This is a genomic window from Streptomyces profundus (assembly GCF_020740535.1).
GTDB lineage: Bacteria > Actinomycetota > Actinomycetes > Streptomycetales > Streptomycetaceae > Streptomyces > Streptomyces profundus.
Genome location: NZ_CP082362.1, coordinates 3,039,136 through 3,064,081, shown reverse-complemented (window position 1 = coordinate 3,064,081; position 24,946 = coordinate 3,039,136). Strand labels below are relative to the sequence as shown.

General features: G+C 65.3%; 21 protein-coding genes and 3 pseudogenes. 9 read left to right on the top strand and 15 right to left on the bottom strand.

What is annotated here, in order from left to right; genetic code table 11:
• Positions 1–889: 889 nt before the first annotated feature.
• On the bottom strand, positions 890–2,311 hold the full coding sequence (locus K4G22_RS13430; RefSeq protein WP_228080459.1) for an endo-1,4-beta-xylanase: 1,422 nt from the start codon (positions 2,309–2,311) through the stop codon (positions 890–892).
• Between the two features lie 1,131 nt (positions 2,312–3,442).
• Between K4G22_RS13430 and K4G22_RS13425 the strand changes: the two genes are divergently transcribed.
• The 4 genes and pseudogenes from K4G22_RS13425 (at position 3,443) to K4G22_RS13415 (ending at position 7,207) form a co-directional block, all read left to right on the top strand.
• On the top strand, positions 3,443–4,909 hold the full coding sequence (locus K4G22_RS13425; protein ID WP_228080458.1) for a non-reducing end alpha-L-arabinofuranosidase family hydrolase: 1,467 nt from the start codon (positions 3,443–3,445) through the stop codon (positions 4,907–4,909).
• A 373-nt stretch (positions 4,910–5,282) separates the two neighbouring features.
• Positions 5,283–5,573: pseudogene (locus tag K4G22_RS31980) on the top strand (leucine zipper domain-containing protein); the annotation flags it as partial.
• 84 nt (positions 5,574–5,657) lie between these two features.
• A pseudogene (locus K4G22_RS31975) lies at positions 5,658–5,996 on the top strand (tyrosine-type recombinase/integrase); the annotation flags it as partial.
• Positions 5,997–6,049: 53 nt separating this feature from the next.
• Positions 6,050–7,207 (top strand): IS701 family transposase, encoded by a 1,158-nt coding sequence (locus tag K4G22_RS13415; protein WP_228080457.1) that lies wholly within the window; start codon positions 6,050–6,052, stop codon positions 7,205–7,207.
• Between the two features lie 716 nt (positions 7,208–7,923).
• On the opposite strand, the gene K4G22_RS13410 is transcribed toward K4G22_RS13415, so the two are convergent.
• From K4G22_RS13410 to K4G22_RS31965, 4 genes and pseudogenes are all read right to left on the bottom strand, one after another.
• Positions 7,924–9,156 (bottom strand): DUF4365 domain-containing protein, encoded by a 1,233-nt coding sequence (locus K4G22_RS13410; protein ID WP_228080456.1) that lies wholly within the window; start codon positions 9,154–9,156, stop codon positions 7,924–7,926.
• 472 nt (positions 9,157–9,628) lie between these two features.
• Positions 9,629–11,062: a sensor domain-containing diguanylate cyclase gene (locus K4G22_RS13405; RefSeq protein ID WP_228084074.1), complete on the bottom strand. Its 1,434-nt coding sequence runs from the start codon at positions 11,060–11,062 to the stop codon at positions 9,629–9,631.
• Between the two features lie 123 nt (positions 11,063–11,185).
• A pseudogene (locus K4G22_RS31970) lies at positions 11,186–11,686 on the bottom strand (caspase, EACC1-associated type); the annotation flags it as partial.
• Between the two features lie 153 nt (positions 11,687–11,839).
• On the bottom strand, positions 11,840–12,244 hold the full coding sequence (locus tag K4G22_RS31965) for an effector-associated constant component EACC1 (RefSeq protein WP_425336677.1): 405 nt from the start codon (positions 12,242–12,244) through the stop codon (positions 11,840–11,842).
• A gap of 797 nt (positions 12,245–13,041) precedes the next feature.
• Between K4G22_RS31965 and K4G22_RS13395 the strand changes: the two genes are divergently transcribed.
• On the top strand, positions 13,042–15,966 hold the full coding sequence (locus K4G22_RS13395; RefSeq protein WP_228080455.1) for an NACHT domain-containing protein: 2,925 nt from the start codon (positions 13,042–13,044) through the stop codon (positions 15,964–15,966).
• A gap of 1,035 nt (positions 15,967–17,001) precedes the next feature.
• Here K4G22_RS13395 and K4G22_RS13390 read toward each other — a convergent pair.
• The 10 genes from K4G22_RS13390 to K4G22_RS13345 form a co-directional block, all read right to left on the bottom strand.
• On the bottom strand, positions 17,002–17,436 hold the full coding sequence (locus K4G22_RS13390; RefSeq protein WP_228080454.1) for an NUDIX hydrolase: 435 nt from the start codon (positions 17,434–17,436) through the stop codon (positions 17,002–17,004).
• Between the two features lie 55 nt (positions 17,437–17,491).
• Complete coding sequence (locus K4G22_RS13385) at positions 17,492–18,103, bottom strand: AAA family ATPase (protein ID WP_228080453.1); 612 nt, start codon at positions 18,101–18,103, stop codon at positions 17,492–17,494.
• Entirely contained in the window at positions 18,025–18,882 is an 858-nt protein-coding gene (locus K4G22_RS13380) for a hypothetical protein (protein WP_228080452.1), read from the bottom strand. The genes K4G22_RS13385 and K4G22_RS13380 overlap by 79 nt, the downstream gene beginning before the upstream one ends.
• A gap of 78 nt (positions 18,883–18,960) precedes the next feature.
• A complete protein-coding gene (locus K4G22_RS13375; protein ID WP_228080451.1) occupies positions 18,961–19,749 on the bottom strand; it encodes a hypothetical protein in 789 nt (262 codons plus the stop codon).
• Between the two features lie 2 nt (positions 19,750–19,751).
• Positions 19,752–20,741: a radical SAM protein gene (locus K4G22_RS13370; RefSeq protein ID WP_228080450.1), complete on the bottom strand. Its 990-nt coding sequence runs from the start codon at positions 20,739–20,741 to the stop codon at positions 19,752–19,754.
• Positions 20,742–20,830: 89 nt separating this feature from the next.
• Positions 20,831–21,481 carry a hypothetical protein gene (locus K4G22_RS13365; protein WP_228080449.1) on the bottom strand — a complete coding sequence of 217 codons (651 nt, stop codon included), beginning with the start codon at positions 21,479–21,481 and terminating at the stop codon, positions 20,831–20,833.
• A gap of 5 nt (positions 21,482–21,486) precedes the next feature.
• Positions 21,487–21,636, bottom strand: coding sequence for a hypothetical protein (locus tag K4G22_RS13360; protein WP_228080448.1), 150 nt, complete (start codon positions 21,634–21,636; stop codon positions 21,487–21,489).
• The gene (locus K4G22_RS13355; RefSeq protein WP_228080447.1) at positions 21,636–22,154 is read right to left on the bottom strand and encodes a hypothetical protein; all 519 of its coding nucleotides are present in this window, start codon (positions 22,152–22,154) and stop codon (positions 21,636–21,638) included. Before K4G22_RS13355 ends, K4G22_RS13360 begins: the two co-directional genes overlap by 1 nt.
• Before the next feature lie 230 nt (positions 22,155–22,384).
• The gene (locus K4G22_RS13350; RefSeq protein WP_228080446.1) at positions 22,385–22,546 is read right to left on the bottom strand and encodes a hypothetical protein; all 162 of its coding nucleotides are present in this window, start codon (positions 22,544–22,546) and stop codon (positions 22,385–22,387) included.
• Complete coding sequence (locus K4G22_RS13345; protein WP_228080445.1) at positions 22,543–22,716, bottom strand: hypothetical protein; 174 nt, start codon at positions 22,714–22,716, stop codon at positions 22,543–22,545. The genes K4G22_RS13350 and K4G22_RS13345 overlap by 4 nt, the downstream gene beginning before the upstream one ends.
• Positions 22,717–22,942: 226 nt before the next feature.
• Between K4G22_RS13345 and K4G22_RS13340 the strand changes: the two genes are divergently transcribed.
• Genes K4G22_RS13340 through K4G22_RS13325 form a run of 4 tightly spaced genes read left to right on the top strand, consistent with a single transcriptional unit; the run spans position 22,943 to position 24,933 of the window.
• Entirely contained in the window at positions 22,943–23,362 is a 420-nt protein-coding gene (locus K4G22_RS13340) for a hypothetical protein (protein ID WP_228080444.1), read from the top strand.
• Complete coding sequence (locus tag K4G22_RS13335; protein WP_228080443.1) at positions 23,322–23,849, top strand: DUF6879 family protein; 528 nt, start codon at positions 23,322–23,324, stop codon at positions 23,847–23,849. Before K4G22_RS13340 ends, K4G22_RS13335 begins: the two co-directional genes overlap by 41 nt.
• Positions 23,850–23,856: 7 nt before the next feature.
• Positions 23,857–24,711, top strand: coding sequence for a helix-turn-helix domain-containing protein (locus K4G22_RS13330; RefSeq protein WP_228080442.1), 855 nt, complete (start codon positions 23,857–23,859; stop codon positions 24,709–24,711).
• An 18-nt stretch (positions 24,712–24,729) separates the two neighbouring features.
• A complete protein-coding gene (locus K4G22_RS13325) occupies positions 24,730–24,933 on the top strand; it encodes a DUF397 domain-containing protein (RefSeq protein WP_228080441.1) in 204 nt (67 codons plus the stop codon).
• The last annotated feature ends 13 nt before the right edge of the window (positions 24,934–24,946 follow it).

Here is a 24,946-nt window from a genome sequence, read left to right as displayed (position 1 = left end):
TCAGCCCCGGTTCGTCGGCACCCACCGCCACGCGTGGCGGGCGGCGCTGCGGAGCAGCACGCCGGATGACGCGAACCTCGGCGCCGATGTCACGACCACCCCGGCCGTCGCCTACGGCCCCGACGACATGGACGTCGGGACGACAGACGCGGCCCTCACCGCGGATGACTCCCGCGTCACCTTCACCCCGGCGCAGCCTGAACCGCGCACACCGGTGTCCAGAAACCAACGAGGCCCAGGCCGCTGACCTGGGCCTTTCTCAACGAGCTGGCGACGTGAATCGAACTCGCGCTCGGAGCTTGGGAATCGCTGAGCTCCTGGCGGGCCCGTGGTCGCTGGCCTGCCGGACCGCCGCCGACGGCGACAGTCCGGCAGGCCACGGAGAACCGCCGTTGACCGTGAACGACCGCCCTGACGGGCACGCGTCGGGCACGGCTCACCGGGCCACAAGGCCCCCGCAGCCCGCCAAACCTCACGCCGGTGTGTCACTCGAACTGTGCGAAGAACCGCCAGATCTCTCCCTTGGTCCAGGTGGCGACGCCGCTTTCGTCGGGGGAGCCGTCGACCGGACCGGGGATGTGGCCTCCGCCGAATGCGGCCCACTGGACCGGCGCCATTGCTGCTTGGTGCCGCCCAGTCGGCGTCCAGTGCCTTGCCGCTGTTGCGATTGACCAGGACGTACCAGGCGTCTGTGTCCACCGCCGCGGCCTCGGCGGACGCCGACAGCCCCTGGGCGGGCGTGGTGATCACCGAGGTGAGCAGGCCGGTCGCGAGGACCGCCGCCAGCACGGCGGTGAACCGGGACCACCATCGAGATCCGTGTGGGCGGGCGGAGCGAGCCGCACCACAGATCCTCGTCGGTTCACTTCTTTGTCAGCGGCAGGCCCCATCAGGTGACGGTCCAGCGCTGGTTGCTGCCGTTCCAGCAGGAGTAGAGCTGGAGCAGGGCGCCGTTGCCGGAGCCTGTGGCGTCGAGGCAGAGGCCGGACTGGACGCCGACGATGGAGCCGTCGGAGTTCACGCGCCATTTCTGGTTGTCGCCGCCCCAGCAGCTGTAGATCTGGACTCTGGTGCCGTCGCTGGTGCCGCCGGCGTCCAGGCACTTGTTGCCGTAGACCCTGAACTCGCCGTCTGCGGTGTGCGTCCACTGCTGGTTGGTACCGCCGTTGCAGTCCCACAGATGGACCTGGGTGCCGTCGGTGGTGCTGGAGTTGGGCACGTCCAGGCACCGCTCCGAACCGACGCCCCTGATCTGCCCACCCGGAGTCGGCGTGGACGAGCCGCCGTTGAGCGCGTTGAGGACGGCGTCGTAGGCGGGCTTCTTGCTGCCGTCGTTGTTGAACAGCAGCGGCGTGTGGTGCGATCGCCAGGAGTCGCTGTCACGCACGCCCCAGACGGTGATGCCGACGCAGCGCGCGACCGCCAGGCAGTCGTTGGTCACGTTGGCGTAGGTCGTGGGCGAGGCGCCCTGGATGTCGAGCTCGGTGACGGACACGTCGACGCCGAGCGCGGCGAAGCTTTGCAGGGTGGTGCGGAAGTTGCTGTTGTAGGGGTTGCCTTCGTTGAAGTGCGCCTGGAAGCCGACACAGTCGATCGGCACGCCGCGCTGCTTGAAGTCCTGGACCATGGCGTACATGGCCTGGGTTTTGGCCGAGTTCCAGTTCTCCACGTTGTAGTCGTTGTAGCAGAGCTTGGCGGCCGGGTCGGCGGCGCGCGCGGTGCGGAAGGCGACTTCGATCCAGTCGTTGCCGGTGCGCTGTAGGTTGGAGTCGCGCCGGGCTCCCGAACCGCCGTCGGCGAAGGCCTCGTTCACGACGTCCCACTCGACGATCTTGCCGCGGTAGTGGGTCATCACGCCGGTGATGTGGTCGGTCATCGCCTGGCGCAGCTCGCCGCCGTTGAGGCTCTGCATCCAGCCGGGCTGCTGGGAGTGCCAGGCCAGGGTGTGGCCGCGCACCTGCTTGCCGTTCTGCACCGCCCAGTTGTAGACGCGGTCACCCGCGGTGAAGTTGAACTGTCCGCGCTGGGGTTGGGTGGCATCGATCTTCATCTCGTTCTCGGCCGTCACCGAGTTGAACTCGCGGTTCGCGATGCTCGTGTACACCGAGTCGTTCAACCTGCCCGAGGCGATGGCGACGCCGAAGTAACGATCGCTCTGCGCCGCCGCGGCGGCGAGCGTGCTCTCGGCGGCGTGTGCGCTCGGCGGGGTGACCAGTGCACCGACCACCCCGAGGACGCCGACGACCAGCGCTGTCAGCAGGCCGTGGAACTTCCGGCGGGCGGTGGGTGGAGATATGGCATACGAGCCCATGACTGTGCCTCCAGGGTAGACGTCACGGAAGGGCTGAAGTGCGGCGGAGGCGTCGTCCGCCCCACGCGGCAGGCGGACGGGGCGGGCCGGAACCCGGACATTACGGGATCACCGGACACCATGGGCGCGCCGAAGCGCAGTGGATTCGGCGGGGACGCTGAGCGACGCCGACGCCAGGCCGTAGTGGACGACCACGGCCGCGCGTACCGGACGCGGGGCCGTGGCGGGGTTTCGACAGAGGCACGGGTACTCCATGGCGGCTCGATCGGCGGACCGCCACGCGGCGTCGCCTAACTCTCCAACTCTGCGAAGAGCCAGGATGCGCTGGCGTGAACCCCACCGGATCGGAAACGGGGTGGCGCGGGTGCTGTGGTGCGCGGCTCTGCCGTGCACCACGGATCGCTCGGGGTGGACCGTTCGAAGTTTCGGACGGCAACTGTCCTCTCAGACAGCGAGATTGAGGGATTGACGGTGGATCGTCAATGCTCCTCGCGAAAAATATTCCGTGTCTCGACCGAAAGTTTCCGGAAGTCTGGCGAGTCCGACGGGACCGCCGGCCCCGCCAGCGCCGCCGTCGGTGGGGGCCGTTGGCGCGGGCCCCGGCGAAAGGATCGAAACAGCAGGTCGGCGAGCTTGATCGGCCCCTGAGGCGGCAGGTCCACGTGCCGGCTGGTCGCGCGAGGTCGAGTGCCGGCCAGGGTCGGACGTGCTCCCTCAAGCCCGCAGGAGAGGCGCTGTTTGTGGACAGATGGGTGACAGGTCTTGACCGCGAGGTCACATGTTCCTACCTTGTGGCGCCAAGGAGTCCGTGAAGTTTCGTAAGTTTTCGATGCTTGACGCTTCCCGCCCCGGAGGTCTCCATGGCCAACACCCACCGGACGCCCAGCGGATCCGCTGGCGTGACGGCCCCTGGCAGTAGCCGTCACAACGGGTCGTCAGCTGGGACGGCTGAAGGCTGGAGGTATCTCTCGTCTCCGTCCACGGCGAAGCGCTCCGGCTGAGCGCCCAGCGCAACCAACTCTTCGGCATAGACGGCCGCTTTCGCACCTCTCCCCTCCCTGACCCCCCCGGGGCGGCCGTCGCGGTTCATCGGGGTCACCTCACCCCCGACCCCAGAAAGGGATGCCTCCTATGTGGCTTCGCCGTCCGTCCCCGCTCCGCCTGAGACGCCTGCTCGCCATCCTTGCGCCCTTACTGCTCGTGGCCACCTTCCTCGGCGCCCAGCCCGCCAGCGCGGCGACCATCGACCCCAACGCCTCGTATGTGCTGGTCAACCGCAACAGCGGCAAGGCCCTGGACGTCTACAACCAGGCGACCAGCGACGGCGCCCGCATCACCCAGTGGACCAGGAACGATCAGGCCCAGCAGCAGTGGCAGTTCGTCGACTCCGGCAACGGCTACTACCGCGTCAAGTCCCGCCACTCAGGCAAGGTCCTGGACGTCCACAACTGGTCCACCGAGAACGGCGGCTCGATCGTCCAGTGGGCCGACCTGAACGGGACCAACCAGCAGTGGCGGCTGGCCGACAGCTCTGACGGCTACGTGAGGTTCATTTCGCGCCACAGCGGCAAGGCCCTCGAAGTGCAAGGCGCCTCCACCGCCGACAGCGCGAACATCGTCCAGTACGACGACTGGGACGGCGCCAACCAGCAGTGGCAACTCGTCAAGGTCGGCGACGGCAACCCCGGCCCATGCGCTCTGCCATCGACATATCGCTGGACATCGACGGGCGCGCTGGCGGAGCCCAAGCCGGGGTGGGTCTCGCTCAAGGACTTCACCGTCGTCCCCCACAACGGCCAGCACCTCGTCTACGCGACGACGCACGACACAGGGACGCGCTGGGGTTCGATGAACTTCAGCCCGTTCGGCAACTGGTCGCAGATGGCCTCGGCCAGCCAGAACACGATGTCAGCGTCCACCGTCGCGCCCACGCTCTTCTACTTCGCGCCGAAGGACATCTGGGTGCTCGCCTACCAATGGGGCAGGACCTCCTTCTCCTACCGGACCTCAAGCGACCCCACCAACCCGAACGGCTGGTCAGCCGAGCAGGAGCTCTTCTCCGGAAGCATCTCCGACTCCCCGACCGGTCCCATCGACCAGACGCTCATCGCCGACGACACGAACATGTACCTGTTCTTCGCCGGTGACAACGGCCGGATCTACCGGGCCAGTATGCCGATCGGGAACTTCCCGAGCAGCTTCGGCTCGACCTCGACCGTGATCATGAGCGATACGCAGAACAACCTGTTCGAAGGCCCGCAGGTCTACAAGCTTCAGGGCGAGAACCGCTACCTCATGATCGTCGAGGCGATCGGCTCGCAGGGCCGCTACTTCCGCTCGTTCACAGCCACCAGCCTGAACGGCTCGTGGACACCCCAGGCCGTGACCGAGAACAACCCCTTCGCCGGCAAGGCCAACAGCGGCGCCACCTGGACCAACGACATCAGCCACGGCGAACTGCTGCGCACGAGCCCCGATCAGACCATGACCATTGACCCCTGCAATCTGCAACTCCTCTACCAGGGGCGCAGCCCCAACTCCGGCGGCGACTACGGTCTCCTCCCCTACCGCCCGGGCCTGCTGACACTGCAGCGCTGACGGCGTGACACGACTCCGGCTCCGGCACGGAGCCGACGTGGCGGGCTCGGCCTTCCACCGAGCCCGCCGGGTCGCGCGACAACGTCAGGACTCATACGGCAGCGGAGCGCGGACCGCACAACGCTCACCAGCCCAAGGGCTCCCACTACAGCATCTCGACCTCGACCACTGCGGTGATGGAGAGGAGACCGCGTTGGACGAGCGGGTCGAGAAGAGCCCGGACTCCTGAGTCACGTGCTGATGATTCTCCGAGACCCCGCCTCTGTATTGATCACGCGTGTTGTTGACTCTGGTCACGGTGGTTGGGGCTTGAGCATGACGAAGACCTCCGATGTGGTGGAGCTGTCTGGGACCGCACCACATGGAGGTCTTCGTGTCCCACCGCCATGCTCGGCTGACCGTTCATGGCAGCCGCCTTCTGGCCGAGCGGGTCCGCTCCGGTCGTCCCGTCGCGCATGTGGCCGCCGACATGGGGGTCTCCCGCGCGACCGCCTGTAAATGCGTCCGCCGGTGGCGGGCGGAGGGCGAAGCCGGTCTTGTCGAAAGGCACAGCCGTCCGCACACCTCTCCCCATCGCGTCGCCGCGGCCTTGGAAACCCGCGTCATCGCACCGCGCACCGCCCACAAACTCGGCCCGGCCCGCATCGGCCCCATCCTGGGCCTGCTCCTACAACTACCATCGCTGCCACACCGCACTCGGAGGCAAGCCACCCATCAGCCGTGTGAACAACCCTGCGGGCCAGTACACGAGAAGGAGGCCAACGGGTTGTTGTTCGTGGGGGAGCGGGGCAAGCCGTTTCGGCGCTCCACGTTCGGGCGCAAGTGGCGCCGGGCACTGGCTGCGGTCGGCCTGCCGAAGGGCTTCCGTCCGTACGACACCCGGCACACCGGCCACAGCGTCTCGACCCGCAGCGGGGCCACGCTCAAGGACACGATGGTGCGGGCCGGGCAGTCGTCGGAGAAGGCCACCATGATCTACCAGCACTCGGAGATCGAGCGACAGAGGGAGGTCGCCGCCGGCACCGACGCTCGGGTGCGGGATGCTCGGCTGAAGGCTTCTGGCGCGGATCTGGTGCAGGAGCCCTAGTACTGCAATGGTGCTTGCCGTGACGGTTGTCGGGTCCGTTCGTTGGTGCGTTCGTGGGTGGGGGAGTATCCGAGGTTGATGCTCGCCGTTGGTCGGATGGGTTAGCGGGGTTGTGCGAGCGGTTTGCTCGCCGGTTCGCACGGAGTGGGTCGCGGGAGTCGGCTCTCGCGTACATGCGGGGCCTGCTGGCGTCGTTGGAGCGCAAGAACGGCTGGACGGTGGCCGAGGAGGCTGGCCATTGCGGACCGGAGCGGATCCAGCGGCTGTTGAACCGGATCGACTGGGACGCCGACGAGGTGCTCGACGACGTGCTCGAGTACCTGGTCGAGCACTTGGCCGACCCGGGAGGCGTCTGGATCGTGGACGACACCGGCTTCCTGAAGAAGGGCGTGCGGTCGGCCGGCGTCCAGCGGCAGTACTCCGGTACTGCCGGCCGGACCGAGAACTGCCAGGTCGGAGTCTTCCTCGGGTACTCGGGCGAGCGGGTCCGGACCTTGATCGACCGGGCGCTCTACCTGCCGAGATCCTGGACGGACGACCGTGAGCGCTGTCGGGAGGCGGGAATCGGCGACGAGGTCGAGTTCGCCACGAAGGTCCAGCTCGCGAGGGCGATGGTCCGCCACGCGGTCGACGATGGGATCCCGTTTCGCTGGGTGACCGCAGACGCGGGCTACGGCTACAGCAAGGGCTGGCGCTACGAGTTGGAGCAGGCCGATGTCTTCCACGTTGTGGCCACGACCCGGTACGACACCGTCGTCACCCGGCAGGCCCTGGACCACCCGCTCCATGACCTGGTCGCCGATCTGCCCCGGCAGAAGTGGAAGCGCCGCTCGTGCGGCGAGGGCGCCCACGGCCCGCGGATCTACGACTGGGCCCGCGTCGAGGTCCGCCCCTGGCATCGTCCTGACCGCAAGCACTGGGTTCTGGTCCGCCGAAGCATCACCGACCCGACGAAGATCGCCTACTACATCGCCTACGCGCCCGTCGGCACCACACTGCATGAGCTGATCGCCGTCGCTGGTGCCCGTTGGGCGATCGAGGAGTGTTTCCAGACCGCGAAGGGACAGTGCGGCCTGGACGACTACCAGGTCCGCCGCTACCCGGGGTGGTACCGGCACATCACCCTGGCCATGGCCGCCCACACCTACCTCGCTGTCCTGCGGGCCCAGCACCTCGAAAAGGGGCAGGAGTGGATCGAACGCCAGACCTGATCCCACTCACCGTCCCCGAGATCCGCTGGCTGATCACCCGCCTCACCCGGCCCGCCCGCCGCAGCATCACCCACGTCCCGCACTGGTCCCGATGGCGTCGCCGACGCCAACACCAAGCCCGGACCAGCCACTACAAGAGACGAGGCCACAGCCAAAGAGCTGAAGCCTCGTCACGGCAAGCACCCTTGCAGTATTAGCAAGCTCGAACACGACAAAGGCCCGGGTCGGAGAGAATGCCTCTGACCTGGGCCTTGCCTACAAGAGCGGGCGACGAGAATCGAACTCGCGCTCTGAGCTTGGGAATCACTCGGCGCCGAGGGCCTGGAATGCCTCTCACCAGCAGGAATGCCTTCGGTGGCAGGTTTTGGGAATCCCTGGTGAGGTCCCCGAGTGACCGCTGTTAACCGTCCTGAACGGCACGTAGTGGCACGTCATCGCGAGTGGCCTGCCAGGAAGTGGAGTTGGTCGTCTCATCGTTGCGCCAGTGTCACGGTTGCACGTCCCGAGGGTGCGCGCTTTGCGAGAGCGAGCCAGCACGTGGGATGCGTCCGAGCATGAAGTCAGGGCCAACGGCCACGGAGAGGCCACTAGCTAAGGGATGTCGGCGCGGCTGGCTGGGGTGCCGTTGTTGCATACCTGGCATCGACGGGTAGCTGTGAGTGGGGTGTTCGTCACCGCGGTGGGAAGGGGGTTTATCGCTTAGATCCCGTTCGCGCTTATGGAGCCTGTGACGGGTGGGATGTCGTGGGCTCTGGGACGCGCCAGACGATTCGTACCTGTTCGTCGAGGGGGAGCGAGGGACCACTCACGTAGATGCATTGGATGAGATAGAGGATGGCCAGCCGGTAGGCCTCCGGTTCGATGTCGTCCACCGTCTCCACTGTCACCCGGCTGAGCTTGTGCACCTGTCGGACGACCCGTGGCTCGGTTTCGAGGGAGCCGAGTTCAGCCACGATGCCCGGTTCCAGATCGATTTCCTCTCGCATCGCTCGGATCGAGCGCTGCACGAGGTCGGGCTCGGCATCGATGCGGTCAAGTATGCAGCCGAGCACGTACTCATGGATGACGTCCGCTTCGATCCTGCCGTGTTCCTCGGGCTCCTCCCCGGTGCAACTTGGGCATCCCTCGCACTCGACGAGTTCGCCCTCCGGGCCTTCGTCGGCCTGCCGGGTGGAGGCGAAGCAGGCAGCCACCCACATGATCTCGGTTCGGTTCAGCCCTAGGTCCTCGGCAGTACACAGATCGACGTCTGGGATCCCGAGGCCGCCCGAGGGCTCTGGCATCGGAAGCTCGGACCGCATCAGCGACTCCAGAGTGACCAAAACCGGTTCCCATTCCTGGGTGCTGAGTAGCAGCGTCGCCGCTGCGTCGCCCGGGCGCTTCCAAAAGATGAGGTCATCGTCATCACCGTTGACGAAGTGCAGAACGTGATCTGCAGGGTCGAACTCCGCTCCGGACATCTCCTCGAGATGAGTGAAGACGGCCTGCCGGCCCCGGTAGCGGCCGACGTAGCGGCGTGCCTGGGCGACGAAGGAACCCATGGTGCTGTCCTCCAGCACCGCATTGGGACTTATCCCGATGAAGTGTGGTGCATGGAAGGAACCGAAGCGGCGCAATTGTTGGGTGGCGTTGGCCCAGTACAGCTTCTTGCTGTCCGGGTCGTACACCACACAGTAGACCGGGATGTTGCCCTCTGACCATGTATCGCGATGCCGCTCCACGGGCACGCCGTAGCCATTGCCCCGACGCCAACTGACCCCTCCCTTGACCTGGACCTTGATCGTGTCGCTGGTGACATCCCCGCCGTCCGTGAAGGTGACATAGAAATCCTCACCGAAGTCGTTCTGCCCGGATATCTCCTGGACGATGTGGTCGTGCTCTTCAAGCAGCGTGCGCAGCGCGTTCACAGCGGCTTGGCCTACCCGCCGCCCTTTGGGGATCTTCGGCATGTCACATTCTCCACATGTTCCTCGTCTACTCAGGCGACCCGTGACAGCCTCGCCCCCGGCTACCTTGCACCATGCGTCTGACATCGCCTCTGGGAGTGGTCGGATGACCAGGAGCGCACCGAGCCGCCGACGCATCCAGGAGTGGCGTCCGCGGGATGGGTGCAGGCGGCGTCGAGGCGGTGCGCGTCGTTTCGGTCGGTCCGGCCAACAAGCTAGGTGAAGCGCCACCCGGAGTGGTACGCGGAGAAGGAGCCCAACGGCCTCTCTGTTCGTCGGCGAGTGAGGTGTGTGGCGGTCGACGAGAATCGAACTCACGCTCTGAGGCTGGGAATCGCCGTCCCTCCAGCGCCAGTTGGCCACCCGACCTGCTCCTTCGCTGCTCTCGCCATACCTCCTACGCATCCAACTCTCTTTCGCTGGCCGGGGTTTACCACCCATCGAGCACGCGACGGGCACGCACGGCACGGATTTCTCAGACCGCAGCCTCACGGGCCGCCCGTATCGTGTCGGCCACTGTGGCTCCGCACCGCGCCCACGTGATGCCGAAGCTCCAGTTGACCCGAGTGATCTGGCCGCAGTCGAGATGTAGCGGATTGCGGAGTTCGTTGGCCGTGGACGCCACGAGATCCCGCACCCCAGCGGGATCGATGCTGTCGACCAGCAGGACGAATTCGTCACCGCCAAGTCGGGCTACCGTGTCCGTGTCATGCGTCCACGTGTGTAGGCAGCGGCCGATTTCGACGAGGATGGCATCGCCAACCTCGTGTCCGAAATTGGCGTTGATCGACTTGAAGCCACGCAGCGCGCAGAAGACGATGGCCACTCCTCTGGTGTGCGGATCTTCGGGAGAGGTCGCGTGCCGATGGCTCGACGGGGAATCGGCGCTGTCAGGTTCCCCGCACAATCGGTCGCTGAGACGAGCATGCAGCCCCATGGAGTTGGCCAGCCCGGTGAGCTGGTCGTGAGTGGCGTGATGGGTGAGCTCCAGTTCGCGCAGCTTGCGCTCTTGGATGTCCTCGACATGGGTGAGCCAAAAGCGGGGCCCTTCAGCGGTGTCAGCAACGATTGAGTTGCGGAGCGAAACCCACACGTATGTCCCGTCACGACGGCTGAGACGAAGCTCCACCGGTCCGCCCTCGGAGGAAGCGCGCATCCACGTGGGGACGTCCTCAAGATGGAGGAGGTCGGAGAGCGCGTAGCGCCGCATCACAGAGGCGGGGCGACCGAGTAGGCGGCACAATGCGTCGTTGGTCCTTATCGGACGCCCTGCTTCGTCGCCGCTCATCTCGGCTATGGCCGCGCCGCTGGGGGCATACTCGAACGCCTGACGGAAGCTCTCCTTACTGGCACGTACCGCCTGTTGCTCCCGCTCAAGGCGGGCCAGCGCACGCTGCATGTTGGAACGCAGCCTGGCGTTGCTGATCGCGATAGCCGCCTGGTACGCATAGGTCTGCAGCGTTTGCCGCTGCCCCCGCCCAGGCATGCGGCCCGTCTGTGTCCCGTGTACGGAGAGAACGCCCAGCAGCGCACCGTCTGTGCTGTACATAGGGGCGTAGAGACGGTCCTGAGGATGCCACTCGCCCTCGACACGAGCCGGGCTCAAGTACTCGGGAACGCCGTCCACTTCGAGGGTCTCCCACTCGGTCTGGGAAACGAACCGGAGGTTACCCCACGCGTCACCCATGGTGAGACGGTGATCCCAGGCTGCACGGGGCCCGGCCTTTCCGGCGATCTGGCTTTCGGCCGCGTCGCTACCCGACACCGCTGTAACTACGAGGTCGCCGTCTTGGCGTACTACATTCACAACGGCCAGCTCGTAGCCAAGATCGGCTACGGCGCGGTCTGCGACAGTCTGCAACGTGTCGGCCAAACTGCGGGCGGTATTGAGGTAGTGGAGGGCGTTCATGAGGCTGGAGCCGAAGTCGACGCACTGTTCCTGCACATAGGTGAGGTTCCTGGTGAACGATGTCCGACCCACCTGGTTGCGGCCCAGACACTGCGGCTCAGGCCGGGCTTGCTGCCTCAGGATCGACTGAACCCCCTGGAAGATCGTGTCCAGGTCGAGGAATTCGGGGGCGCCAGCTATGCCTTCGGTGAGCACACACACCAAGGCGCCGGTGAAAGCCGTGTAGGTCTCCCCCGGCGGCGCCAGCGCGACGGCACGCTCGACGGACGCCGCGAGCACGTAGGTACCCTCTGCCTCGGCAAGCGCCGCGATGCTGGAGGCCGGCGACTGTACGCCCATCGCAAGTGCGCTGAAGCAGCAGTCGAGGATGACGATGCGCCGCGCTGCGCCGCTGGCCCTTAGCCTCATCCGCATCCAGTCGTAGGGAAACGCCGTTGAGTGAACCGCGCCCGTGTCGCTGCCAGGCAACGCCAGGTGTAGATGACCCCGCAGGTCGAGCAGCCCTTGCCCCGCGTAGTACACCAACAAGGTCTCTGTCGCCGCCTCTGCGGCAAGGTGTACGGCGCGGTCTACCTCGCGGGTCGAGCCGGGATTGAGTAATCGCTTACACCGTGATGGGTCCAGCCCTCACAAGTCACCGGCGAACAGGTCGACGAGCGTCGACAGGTTCCGGCTGACCGCTGGCAAGGAGTCGAGACCGTCGCTGTCGAACCTGTCCGCTCCGACGAACAATGCGTGTGACCTTCGGGGGTCGGGTAGCCTGCTCATGCCCCGCTCCTACGATTGCCGCTGCTCGTTGCGTAGTTGCTCAACCATACGCTGTGCTTCGTCACGCGACATGCCACTGACTGTCACCCTGTGGCCGTCCGGACGCTCAACCGTGACGGTTGGTTCCTGAGGTCGAGTCGACCGCCACGACGCGATCGCCACCCCGAGCGAGCCAGCGCTGATACTGGTGCCCACTGTCAGGGACACCACGTCCAGGAGCGCACCCTGCTGTCCCGGTATCGGAGCGGCCGACGACGTCATCTTCAGGTGAGCGTCACGCCGCACTCCACGGTCCAGGAGCAGCCACTCGTACAGGGAACGCGCGTCCTGCTCCGCCGAGTCGCCATCTGTCCGCAAGGTAATCCGCAAATTTCCCCACCGCAGAGCTATTCGTTCCCAACAGGCCCTCGACATAGGGGCCGTTGAGCTCCTTCGTCACAGGCAATCAGCCGTCAGGGAGATTAGCGGTTGCGTCGTGCACGTGGGAGCCGAACTGTGTGCTGTTCATCAGTGCACGCGGCAAGCTGTTCCGGCGCTCGGCCTTCGAGCGGAAATGACGCAAGGCGCGGGTGAAGGTCGGGATGCCAGCAGACATCAGGTTCTACGATCTCCGGGCACGAGTCAAACCCTGGCGACTCAGGTCGGTGCGACGCTGAAGGACGCGATGGTTTCGTGCGGGGCAGTCCTCCGAGCGGGCGGCGCTGACCTGTCAGCACTCGGACCGTGAGCGTCAGAAGGAGATCACCGGCGCCCTGGATGGCCGGGCAGTGGCTGAGCGGAAGAAGAAGGCCACCAAGCCTTCTGGTGCGGATCGGGTGGTGCAAGAGGGCTGAACTGGGCTGGGCATCAAACAACCCCCAGGTCGCTGACCTGGGGGTTTGAGGTGGAGCGGGCGACGAGAATCGAACTCGCGCTCTGAGCTTGGGAATCACCGGGCGTGATTGCCCAAGCATCGGCACTGACCTGCATGAACGCCCCTCTTGCGGGCTGCTCGATAGCTGTCGCCGTGCCCCAGTTGACCGCAGTTCCCCGCCCGTTCTGGCACGCATCTGGCATGGATCAGGTTCGAGGGTTCGGGCGGGAAGTCCCCTTCCTAGGTAAAGACGACATTAACATTATCTCGGGCATGTAGGGATGATTGGGCTTTGTTGCTCCTTGCGGCCGTTGGAGAACTACAGTGGTCAGTTGGGAAGCAATGGGAGGGAAAAGATATGGATCCGATGGTCGCTGGAATGGCCGGTCGGCTCGCAGGAGGCGTTGTCTCCAAATCCTTCAAGTCCTTGACCGGCGCCAGTACTGCGGATCAGGCGGAGGGGGTAAGGCGAGAGTTTCCGGAATGGTCCGAGGAGGTCGACTACCGAGGCGGGTGGCCCCTGTACGACCCCATTACGGCAGAGATCGTGACTATCCTCACCCAAGACCAGGTTTCCCAAGTGAGCGACTTCATGGAGTCGCCTGAAGTTTCGACTTTGACGCAATTTCTGCTCATCGCTAAATTTGGATGCAGAATAGAAAGCGCATTCGCTTCGATAGTCGAAGATTTCGAAGCAGCCTTCTCCTCCCTCGTCGAAAATTTCTGCGACGATCGTAATTATAATTGGCGCGGACTCGCCTCGATTTTGTGGCAGGTGCTGCTGGATTCACTTGAGTCGGTATTCCCCGCCGAAGAATTGTCTGCTTTCATTACCGCAGATGAGCAAAAGCGTCTATCCTCGTATGTGGGTGCAACTCAACTTATAGAAGGGCGTGCGCGGCCTGCCAATGTTGCTTTTCGAGATCTGGTGGAAATTGCCGGTGATCGGAGTAGGTTCGAGGCTGCGCGCTTCGCCCTTCACGACATTCGTAGCGCCTCAGCTGAATTCTACTCCGAGGTCAGTCTTACGCATACGCTGAGCCACATGCAGGAATCTTTCCGATTCGAGAGAGGGTTGCTTTATGTGAATAGGAATCTTCGAGAGTACAATTCGAGTGAGAGTGTCACGGATGATTTCCTAGTCCGTCCCATTAGTCGCCCCAGGTGCGTGGTGATCGGTAATCCGGGGGTGGGTAAGAGTACTATAGTTCAACATGTCGTGCATAAACTTAGTTCGGTGCAGTCTGAGAATGGGAGAGATTTCGCTCCTCTGGTTATTCAGTGCAAAGAATTCGCCGGCGCCGACTCCAGTCATTTCATACTGGACTCACTTACCCGCTCTCTCCGAGAAGATTTGCAGCTGGATATTGACAGTAGAACAGTCAACGACATCTTAACTCTAGGTCGATCTTTTATAGTTTTTGACGGCGTAGACGAGATTATCGATATTGCCAGGCGTCAGTCATTCGTGCGGGCCGTTGAACTCTTCGCTGTTCGTTATCCACTGAGCCCTGTCCTGGTCACCGCTCGACGTATCGGTTACCAAAGAGCACCCTTGAAGCCGACAGAATTTAAGCTGTATGAGCTTGACGACTTCTCTGATGAGCAAGTAAACGAGTATGTCGAGAAGTGGTTCCGGGCAACAGAAAGAAGCGCCCTGGAGCGCGACGCCTTCTTGCGAGAGTCCCAAAGTATTCCGGACGTTCGCGTCAACCCTTTGATGCTCTCGCTGCTCTGCGCCTTGTATCGCGCCCGTGGGTACATCCCACGTAACCGCCGAGAGGTATATCGATCATGCGCAGACTTGCTCTTCCAGCGTTGGGATTCGATGCGTCAGATCGAACAGCCTATGGATCACCGGCATTACGGGACACGCCTGATGCAAGATTTGGCTTACTTCTTCTACCGGAGCCAATCGGCCCAAGGCGGAGTGGAAGAGGGGCAGCTAAGAAAGGTGATATCCCTATTCCTTACCGATACGGGTTCGGTCGAGGATAATGAGGCGTTTCGGCGGTCACAGGCTTTCTTGGACTTCTGCGCAGATCGGGCTTGGCTTCTGACAACGCAAGGTACGACAGACCGCGGCGAGCGTATATTTGGTTTCACTCATCGAACATTCATGGAGTACTTTTCGGCAGAAGAGATCGTTCGTCGAGCCTCTTCGATTGAGAAGCTGGTAGACGAAGTGGTCGGAGCTTACGAGCGTGATGCAAGCTCCGTCCTCGCTGATGTCATCGTGCAGTGTGTCGATGAGAAGTACGATCGAGGAGCTGAGGCGATCGTCGCAGGGCTTCTTGAAAAGGCGCGTTCCTTGGGTAGGGTGAACGCGAAGAGGTATGTCTCGCTCAGTCTTCGGATACTTAACGCGGCCCCACTGCCAAAGCGCACGACCGACGCTATTTTTGCCACCCTATTCTCTTTTTGGGAGCGCACCCCCCTTAATGATACCGAAGAGTCCTCGACGGACTTGTTCGACCTCTATCGGGACCCACGGAATCGACTTCATGCCCTGCTAAGCGGTGGGTTAACGCAAGGAGATTCTGCGGCGGCACGCGCCGTAGTGGCTCGATGGGCAAGGTTCTGGCTATCGGGAAAGGCTCGGTATTTCGACGAAGCGTGGGCACCACAGATGGTGGAATTAGCCGAGCGGTTGTATGAGATGGGGGGAGTGACAGATAAGCCCACTCAGGCGTATATGCTCCACAATGGAATTCTGGATATTTCGGCTGTTCGGCAAAGGAATCGCCCGGGTTGGTTAACCCATATTGAGGCTTTCGATAGTTTTTGCCTTGGCCCGCTTTCTGTGCAACTCTTGGCCTCTGTTTGGCCCGGCAGTAGTATTTACCCTTATGAGCCTTTGCCTGAAGGGCTGGTCTGGCTGGAGGGAGATGATCTGGGAAAATGGGTGATGCGTAACGGTGCGGACTTCTCCCAGGTTCTCGGTGACATCTCGGCATTTCTTCCAGAGTTAACGCGAGAGCAGATGGCTCACGTGAAGTCGGATATTACTGCTCACCATCTCCTTGTGTGGGTGAGCTGCGTCTTGGTGGAAACCACTTATCCGAGTCTGCATCCCTTTCATGAGATAATCGACGGCGTGCATGGGCTTGACTGGTTCAGGCGGGTAATCGCTACACGGGAGAAGTCGGCGGCCCTCGATGTCTGGAAAGGGAAGCCATTGTCTCGATCAGAGCTTTCAAGTCAAATTGCCTCCCTTGGGCTGCCGACATGGTTCGGAAAATGGTGTAGGGGAACTGTGGACTTCACGCACGCAGAGGAATAGAGAAACTTCGGTCAGCCCAGGTGTAGTTGCCCGCCGTCGAGGGCAGCGTAGGCTGCGGCAAGATGTTGGAGACTTGCTCTCTGAGCTGGGGTACCTGCGGGATGCTACCGGCGTTACGCGCGCAAGGGCTAATGTGACTGTCTCGGACGATGAAGGGCAGTTCATCGATACCCCAATTGATTTCATTCTTCACCGCGTCACAGCCAAGCAGCGGATCAACTACAGGGCATTCAGGGCGGCCCCGCTATGAAGTGTCGGTGGAAGCGATCTTGGAGTCGGCGCGCAGTTGCGAGGCAGAGCTGAGGGCCGCTGTCGGTGCCTAGCGCTAGGGTTGGTCTCCTCTTGTAAGGAAGGGGAGGCATGGCTGCGGTTCGCGTGCTGGCGCGTCGTCTGCAGGACTCGTGGAGCGAGCGCCCCAGGGTCGACTGGCTCGTGTCCATGATCATTGTTGCTGTGCACGTTCTTTTTACTCACGTGGGAGGGCCGGCGAGCTTGCTTCAAGGGCTCGATGCTCAGCAGCGCAGCACTATCTATACAACAACTGCTTCAGTCTCGGCGCTGGTTGGGGGCTTCGGGACTGCGGCAATTGCGTAGTACGTCACGGCGGGTGGAAGCCGCATGCTGCAGCTTCGGCGATATTACGGCGTAAGACTGCGGATTAACTGGTCCGGGGTGTTGAGCAGTATACTTACTGTCTCGGGCTCTTCGCTCGCCTTCTTGATCTGGGATCGTGGTTCGTCGCTTGGTCGTGGTGCTTGGGTATTCGAACTGATTCTGGTCTTCGGTGCACTCAGAGCGGTGCGGCTTGTACGGCTCTTCAGGATGTTGATCGATGTCCCTGACCGTGATGCGATTGATCCACCGCGATCACCGCCTGTTGGCATTCCGGAAGATTAGTGAATTCTATGCTGCTATATGTGGAGTAGGCATAGGGAGTAGAGGGCTCTTGTCCTCGTGCGCTGAGTGGCTCGGTTATAGGGCTTCTGCGAAGCGGTAGATCAGCCCCCATCCTGATGTTCTGTAGGTATGTCCCAGTCACCACCCGTGCACGGAGAAGGTTTCGCCTTTGAGGTAGTGGGTGATGCCGAGGGCGTTGTAGGGGACGGTGTGGGGTGGGAGGTTGTCGGCAGGATGCCAGCTGATCCCCGCGCATTTGTGGGGTTCGGCGTTGTTGGGGTGGCCGTGCCAGTGGGGGGTGGCGAGGAACCAGCCGAGGCGGGGTTGGCCCTCGGGGTTGCGGTAGTGCATGGCGTGGACGGTGCGCAGGGCGGCCGGTTCGATCGTGACGCCGATCTCTTCCCGGGCTTCCCGGGCGGCGGCGTCGATGACGTTCTCGCCCGGCTCGACCTTGCCGCTGGGGAGGTTGAGGAGGCCGTCGGCGTAGCCGGTGTTGGCGCGCTCGGCGAGGAGGACGTGGCGGTCCTCGCGCTCCAGGATGATCATGACGTCGATGACGGTGTGGGCGGCCATGGGTCCCTTCCCCGGTGTGGTGCCTGAGGGAGGGACCTTAGCGAGTCCGCCGGTGTCAGTGGGGCGTGAGTTCGCGGAGCGTGAGCTGTTCGGCTATCCACTGGACGCGCGCGGGGGTGTCCAGGCCGGTGGGGAGTTCGACGAGGGGCACGCCGGTCGCGGTGCAGGCGTCGAGGACGGCGTGGTCGGTCTGGTCCTGGAGGGTGAGGACCTTGTCCCGGAAGCGGTCCCCGCCGGCGCGTTGGTCGAACCGGTCGCGGCAGTGGACGACGAGGTCGTAGGCGGTGGGCATCCAGGCCGCGCAGAGGGCTTCCATCGCGGACAGGGTGGCGGCCACGCCGGGTTCGCTGGGGTCGAGGACGAGGTGGGCCAGGGCGAGGACGTTGGCCGGGGTCTTGTCGGTGATCAGCAGGCGGTGGTTGCGGGCTGCGCGTAGCGGGGTGGTGAGTTGGAGGGCGAAGAGGTCGAGTTCGGCGGCGAGGTCGAAGGTGCCCTGGCCGTGGAGGACGACGGCCTCCATGAACGGGCTGGTGCGGGCGGGTTCGCCGGTGCAGGTGACGTTGACGGACCGTTCACGGTAGTGGGCGGTCAGGGCGTGGACGAGGGTGGTCTTGCCGGCGGCCTGGGTTCCCTCGATGGCGATCGCGGTGCAGTCGCGGATGGGCATGGTTCTCCCAGCAGGGTGTGGAAGGTGGGTGAGGTGAGCCAGTCCCAGGCGCCGGCGGTGGTGGCGGCCAGGACGCGGTTGACGTTGAGTCCCTCGGGCGCCCAGTGGCCCAGGCCGGCCGCGTGGGCGGCGACGTAGGCGGTGGACAGGGAGTGGCGAACGTTGAGGACGCTGATCTTCTCCCGGGCGGTCGCGTCCGCGTCGGTGAGCCAGCGACGATGGAGGGCGGTCATCGAGGTGCCACGGAGTTCGGGTTGGGTGACGTCAAGACGGAGTTCGGTGCACACATCGACCAGGCGGCGTGAGGTGCCGGTCAGCAGGTGGCCGGCGTCGAAGCGGGTGTCCAGGTAGCGAGGGTCACCCTCGGCCGGGGCGTTGCGCTGCTTCCAGGAGGCGCGGGCTTGGTCGATGGTGGGCTGGGGCCGGTCGGCGGTGGCGGCGAGGACGGCGAGGTCGGAGCAGAGTTGGTGGCCGGTGATCAGGTCCGCGCTGTTGGTGGCGGTGCGCAGGGCGTTGGCGGCCGAGCGCACCAGGGCCGGCTGTTCGTCGGCATCCTCGACGTAGACGCTGGTGAAGTGGAACGGGACATCCGCGAGGTCGGCCTGGCGAGGGGCCCTTGCGGGGAGGTCGAGCCAGACCACGGAGTAGCAGAAGGGCCGGTTGCCGTTCTTGATCCGGTAGTTCTTGGTCCACTCGACATCGATGGACGCCAACCGCACGGTTCCGGAGGGCTTCCTGGGCGCGCGGGTGGGGGTGGCCAGGTTGCTGGTGGTGATCACGGGCGTCTCTCCAACGGGGGCGATGGTGGGGCCGGCCGCCGTTGTCGGAGGCCGGCCCCACCGCTTGCCCTGGGGACGTTACTGGTTGGGATCGGCCGTGTTCGGTGGGTTGGTCGAAAACACGGCGGGGAGCAGGTGCCACGCCTCGCGTTCGACCGCTTCGGCGGCGTTCAGCAGCGCCTGCCAAACGAGGCGTTCGGTGTGCTGGCCCGCCAGCAGGGCCACGCACAGCGCCTGGCCGAGGACCCCCGCCGCCAACTCCTGCACCAGGCGGGAGGTGGCGGAAAGCCCGGCGGCGAGTTCCTCGAACCGTGCCTGTATCGCTGCCGGTTGCTGGAGGGCGTGCAGGCGCGGCCCGATGTCGATCCCCAGGTCACCGGCGATCGTACTGGCGAGGGAAGTGGTGCCGAGATCGTGGCCGGTGTCCACCAGGGTCGCCAGCCCGCGCTCCCGTTCCGCGCGCCTGGGCCAGGCGTCACCCACTGCGGTGAAGCCCGGCAGGCGTCCAGCGGCCAGCATCCGCACCACGTGCAGGTCGTCCGGGAAGGAGTGCCAGGCCAGCATCTCCGCGTGCCGCCGCCCCTGAACGAGAACGCCATCGGTCAGCCGCAGCAACTCCTGTGCGTCGTCGGAATGTTCGATGACCGCGAGGCGGAAGCCGAAGTGCAGGGTCGCCGCCTCGACGTGCCGGCGCTGGGTGCGCTTGACGGGCAGGAAGACGGCCGCCGCACTGACCGGCACGGTGTCCTGTCCGTCGTCGGCGAAGTGCATCGCCATGCCCGTCAACAGCCGCACGTTCCTGGGGAAGGTGCGCTTGTCCGCGCCGAAGGGGGTGTCGGGCCAGGCCAGGTTCGAGATCCGCAGCACCGTCAGCCTCGCGCGGCCGGGGTGTGGGCGGCGGTGCGGATGGAGCGGCCGAGGTACTTGGCGAAGTGGTTCTCCTTGAACCGGTACCGCTGCCAGATCGCGCTGATCGGCTCCTGGAGCACGTTGCCCAGCGGCTCCCACAGGTCCGGCGCGTCGTAGACCGGCCAGGCCCGCGCCACGCCGTTGGGCTCGATGACGATCATGTGACCCTCGTTGCTCGGCGTCCACGTCGTCATCCGTAACGCCGGACGCCACTGGTGCACGGTGCGCAACTCCGACAACCGGGAGAACGTCTCTGCGGCCTCCTGGTCGGAGATGAACTCGTTCTCGTCCAGGTCCAGCGCGTTGCCCTTGCGTAGCGGCATGATCAGCTTGACCTTGCCGGCGTCCAACACGTCGGCGATCTGGCAGGTGAACGGCAGAGCGGGGAGCGTGGATCGGTAGACCACGGCCGAGAGGGATAGCGGGATGCCGGCGTCCATCAGGGCTCGGACTCCGCGCATCACCTGGTCGTAGTCGCCCCGCACGCGGTTCGTGGTCGCCCTGGGCCCTTCCAACCCGACGTTGGCGAAGGCGATCTTCCCCGCGATGTGCCGGGCGTGCTGCAACCCGTGGGTGGCGTTCGTCGGCACCGCCAGGATGTGGTCCTGGTGGTACATGTCCACGATCTCGCCGAAGTCCCGCCGCATCAACGGCTCCCCGCCGGAGAGGAACACCCGCGCCACGCCGGTGAGGTTGCGACGCATCACGTCGAGCTGCTCCAACGTCGGGTCGGGCAACTGGAGGATCTCCGAGCAGAACGAGCAGTCGAAGTTGCACCGCTTGGTGACCTGGAGGATCACAGACAGCGGAGCGCTCGCGGCAGCGGCCAACGAGGCGGTGTCCACGCCGGTGTCGGCGGCGAAGTGGTGGCCGTCGTTGGCGAACGCCACGCCGCCACCGACAGGCCGCGAGGCCGGGCTGGGCACGGCGGGGATACCAAGGTGCGTCATGTTCGTCTCTCCCATGGGTTGGATTTGGGACCACAACATGCGGGGGGGCACGAGGGTGAGCCGGGGAGGGGACTGCCTGAGTGCGGAAATCAGGTCAATGCCGCGAGTTCCGCGTCGAGATCCACGACGGTGCAACGCTTGAGTTCCACGACCAGTTGGGAGGCCAGGAACCATTCCGTGACCGGGTGGCCGTAGGGCAGGTATTCGTCTACGTGCGGCTTGAGCTGGGCATTCGGCGTGGGCGTGAAGAGGGTGCCGAAGACGCCCCAGATCTTCGGGCGGCGGGAGCGGACTCCGACCGGGTGGGTGAGGTGGGGGCAGTAGCGGGTGGCCAGGACGGCGCAGCGGACGCAGACCGGAGGCTTGGTGACCTTCGCCCCCTCGTAGAGGTCCGAGCCGTCGTGGTTCATCAGGAAGAGCCAGCCGTCCTGGGTGTGGCTTGCGCTCTCGCCGCAGACCTGGCACAACCGTTCGGCCTGGGCGCGGCGTTGGCGTGCCGGGTGCATCGCGGGGAAGTCCGGACGGCCGTCGCCGGGCGCTGCCTGGACGCGGGCCCACAGCACGCCGAACGCGTCACGGTCGGCCGGCGTCTCGTCGAGGTACCAGACGCCGGCTACGTCCGGGCGCATCGTCACCCGTCGTCCGTAGGGGCCTTCGCCGCTCCAGTGCGCGGCGTAGGGCACCGGGAGACGGCGCGGCCCCCAGGTCATCACGGCTTCGGGAACGAGAACATCGGGCACGGCGGTCAACTTTCCGGACGGCGGTCGAGTGGGTGGGGTTGCGGTGTGTCGCGGTCGGCCTGGCCGATGCGCCGCACCAGCGCGACGGTGAAGGCACACCCCGGAAGGAGGGGTGCCAGCAGCGCGAGCAGGGCGGCGCACAGCGCAAGCGTCATCAGGCGGGCTGGTCCGTGGTGTCCGGCTCCGGCCACGCCGGTCGGTCGCCGTTGACCAGGACAGGGACGCGCTCACCGCGCGCCAGGGCGAGCAGGGCGTTCTGCACCACGGGCGGGGACTCCAGCAACTCCCGCATGGGGCGCCAGCCAGCACCGTCCGCGAGGGTGCCCGCGTCGCAGGGCGGGGTGTCCGCCTGACCGCCGTCAAGGACGTAGTCCAGCGCGATCGGGAGCCCGGACGGGCCGTGCTCCAGGGTGATGGCTAACGCGTGCGTGGCCTCCTGGTAGTAGCCGGTCTGCGAGACGCTCAGATGCCGCGCGGTCCGTACCGGGCAGTCGCCCGGCGGCACCGTGCCACTCGGCAATTGCCAGCCGCCCTCGATGTGCGGGTCTCGGACCATCAGCACGTGGTTGTCGCGCGTGGTGGCGAGCAGGGTCACCCGGACGGTCAACGGACGGGTGATGCGCGGGAGTTCGGGGGACGGGGCCGACGGGCTGTCGGTGGCGGTCTGCGGCATGGGGACACTCCGGGTTCGCAACGGGAGGGGTTCGGGGGTGGGCTGGGGCCGTTCCCCCGAGCGGGAGAGATCTCGGACCGGCCCGGGGGAACGGCGGGGTGTCGCCCGCACCCACCGCGAGAGGCGGGACGCCCGGGGCGGGCGACGGTCCGCCCGACGTGGGCAGTTCTCCGGGACTGGGAGCCGGAGAACACGCCAGGCCGTCGGGCGGAGTCTGTGGGGGAGCGCCGTCAGGCGTCCGGGGCCGCCGTCGCCTGGTCGGGGACGGCCGTGGTGGTCTCGGCGGCGTAGCCGATGAAGGCCAGGCCGAAGACGTTCAGGAAGATCAGCGCAAGGCCAGCGAAGTGGCCGTCGATCGTGGGAACGCGCTGGCGGCGATGGCGGCCGTTCACCGGGCCATCCCCGCGAGGTGACTGTGGACGCGGCTGCGCAAGTCGTTGGCCCTGGCGAGCAGTTTCTCGGTGGTCAGGGCCTGATCGCTCGTCGCTTCCTCGGCTGGGGAGATCGAGGGCTGGCGGCCTTCGGGGTTCGGGTCGGGTGCGTGTTGTGGGGATGGGGGCATGGGTCGACTCCGTTGCTGCGTGGGCGGGTTCCTTCGTTCGGGCGGCGCCGTGGGGCGGGTCGTCCGCCTCGGCTGCTCGGGTTCGGGTTCGAAGGTAGAGCGGCCGTCGCTCAGGCCCCAAGGAGATTGCGCGAGTTTGCGGCAAGCTGATTGACGGTCTCGAACACCGAGCCGACCATCGTCGTGTCGCGCAAAACTCTGCAAGGCAGCAGACAGGGGAACGACCATGAAGCTACGGTTCCTTGGTAAGAACTCCACGATCGGGGACTGCCCGACCCTGTACGCCACCGACCGTGACACCTACCTCGTCCAGGGCTGGAGGATCTTCGCGAACGACCTGCTGATGCGGCTCGATCTCCAGGAGGGAGAGACCGCTGTGGAGGTGCCCACCGAGTTGTTCGAGCACCTCACCGAGGACGGCCTGCCAGCCGGGGAGATCAAGCGGGTGGCGGACCCGATCATGATCCTGACGCCGGGCGGTACCTTCGTCGTCCAGGGGCGTGAGGTGACCGACCCCCACGCCCTGGCCCAGATGGACATCCCGGACTACGAGACCGTGGTCGAGGTCCCCAGGACCGCGATCACCGCCCTACTGGAGGAGCCACGTGGAGCTGATCTCCAGCGCCGAGCGCAACCAGCTCTTTGAGAGCTTCGAGCGGGACGCGTTCCACCTGGAGCTGCGGGACGACTACTCCGTTCCCGACGAGGACAGCCCGTTCACCAGCTGGCTGCGCGGCGAGAACGTCGACTACTCCTACATGGCGCCCTGGACGCGGCTGATACGACGCGTCACGAGCGAGGGGCGCACGGTTCGGCGAGTGCGCGTGGTCACCGAGCCGCCCAGCCCCTACATCCGCTGGGAACACGCCACCACCCACCTCAACGAGGAGGCAGGCGAGGACATTCGCTGGCTGCCCCGGCACCTCCTGCCCGCCGATGCCGCCCTCCCCGTGGGAGGCAACGACTGGTGGCTGTTCGACGACCGTCTCCTCGCCGTCGGTCACTTCGATAACGACGGCCGGGTCCTCGGCTCGGAGTTGGTGGATGCCCCGGAGACCGTGGCCGCCTGCGTCCGCCTGCGGGACCGGCTCTGGGCCGCAGCCGTTCCGCACCGCGACTACCACCTGTCCTGAACCGCCCGTGACCACCCAGGTAGAAGAGGCACTTCAGGCGCTCGGCGCCCGGCTGCGCGGCTTCCGCAAGGACGCCGGATTCACCAGCGGCCGGGCGTTCGCGCGCGCCACCTCCTGGCAGGAGTCGAAGGTCTCGCGGATCGAGAACGGCAGGCAGCGGCCCAGCGAGGACGACATCCGGATCTGGTGCCAGGCCACCGGACAGAACGACCAACTCGGCGACCTGATCGCGATCGTTCGCCACGTGGACGAACTCTGGCTCGACCTGCGCAGGTTGCTGCGCACCGGCGCCGAACAGCGACAGCAACAAGCGATTCCCGTCTATGGCAAGACCAGGGTGTTCCGCATCTGGCACCCCACGGTCATCTGGGGAACGATCCAGACCTCCGAGTACGCTGCGGCGGTCTTCGACCAGGTCGTCGGCTTCTACGAGGTACCGGACGACGCCGAGGCAGCCGTCGCCAAACGGCTGGAACGCCAGCGCTACCTGTACCGGGGCGAGAAGATCTTCAACGTCCTCCTCGGCGAACAGGCCCTCTACACCAACTTCGGCGGCCCCGACACGATGAAGGGCCAACTCGACCGGCTCCTGGCCGTGATGCGACTGCCCCGCCTCAGCCTCGGCATCATCCCCAGGTCGGCACCGGTCGCCATCTGGCCGGGCAACTCCTTCTCGATGTTCGACGACCGACTGGTCCTCGTCGAGACCTACTCGGCCGAGCTGTCCGTCACCCAGCCCCGCGAGATCGAGATGTACACCAAGGCGTTCGCCCTGCTCCAGCAGTCGGCCGTCTACGGCACCGCCGTCCGCGAACTCGTCCTTCGGGCGAGCCACCACTACGACCAACTGCCGACCGACTAGAAGGACCCCGTGAAGTCCGTGAACTCCGCAACACAGCCACTGATTTGGCGCACCAGCACCTACACGAAGTCCGACAGCTGCGTCGAGGTGGCCGACAACGACCCCGAGCGGGTGAGGGTGCGAGACACCAAGGCGCGCGGGAAGGGAACGGTGACCGCTCGGCGGGACGCCTGGGGCGTGTTCGTCGAGTACGCGAAGCGGACTCCGGGCGCGGGGAGTTGAGGCTCGGACGGGC

Excerpts from the sequence above, each read along its gene's own strand:
- K4G22_RS13395 (WP_228080455.1), top strand. The coding sequence starts at position 13,042 with ATGGATCCGATGGTCGCTGGAATGGCCGGTCGGCTCGCAGGAGGCGTT.
- K4G22_RS13355 (WP_228080447.1), bottom strand. The coding sequence starts at position 22,154 with ATGCCGCAGACCGCCACCGACAGCCCGTCGGCCCCGTCCCCCGAACTC.
- K4G22_RS13430 (WP_228080459.1), bottom strand. The coding sequence starts at position 2,311 with ATGGGCTCGTATGCCATATCTCCACCCACCGCCCGCCGGAAGTTCCAC.
- K4G22_RS13410 (WP_228080456.1), bottom strand. The coding sequence starts at position 9,156 with ATGCCGAAGATCCCCAAAGGGCGGCGGGTAGGCCAAGCCGCTGTGAAC.
- K4G22_RS13340 (WP_228080444.1), top strand. The coding sequence starts at position 22,943 with ATGAAGCTACGGTTCCTTGGTAAGAACTCCACGATCGGGGACTGCCCG.
- K4G22_RS13345 (WP_228080445.1), bottom strand. The coding sequence starts at position 22,716 with ATGCCCCCATCCCCACAACACGCACCCGACCCGAACCCCGAAGGCCGC.
- K4G22_RS13370 (WP_228080450.1), bottom strand. The coding sequence starts at position 20,741 with ATGACGCACCTTGGTATCCCCGCCGTGCCCAGCCCGGCCTCGCGGCCT.
- K4G22_RS13405 (WP_228084074.1), bottom strand. The coding sequence starts at position 11,062 with ATGAACGCCCTCCACTACCTCAATACCGCCCGCAGTTTGGCCGACACG.
- K4G22_RS13385 (WP_228080453.1), bottom strand. The coding sequence starts at position 18,103 with ATGCCCATCCGCGACTGCACCGCGATCGCCATCGAGGGAACCCAGGCC.
- K4G22_RS31965 (WP_425336677.1), bottom strand. The coding sequence starts at position 12,244 with ATGTCGAGGGCCTGTTGGGAACGAATAGCTCTGCGGTGGGGAAATTTG.
- K4G22_RS13390 (WP_228080454.1), bottom strand. The coding sequence starts at position 17,436 with ATGGCCGCCCACACCGTCATCGACGTCATGATCATCCTGGAGCGCGAG.
- K4G22_RS13425 (WP_228080458.1), top strand. The coding sequence starts at position 3,443 with ATGTGGCTTCGCCGTCCGTCCCCGCTCCGCCTGAGACGCCTGCTCGCC.
- K4G22_RS13360 (WP_228080448.1), bottom strand. The coding sequence starts at position 21,636 with ATGACGCTTGCGCTGTGCGCCGCCCTGCTCGCGCTGCTGGCACCCCTC.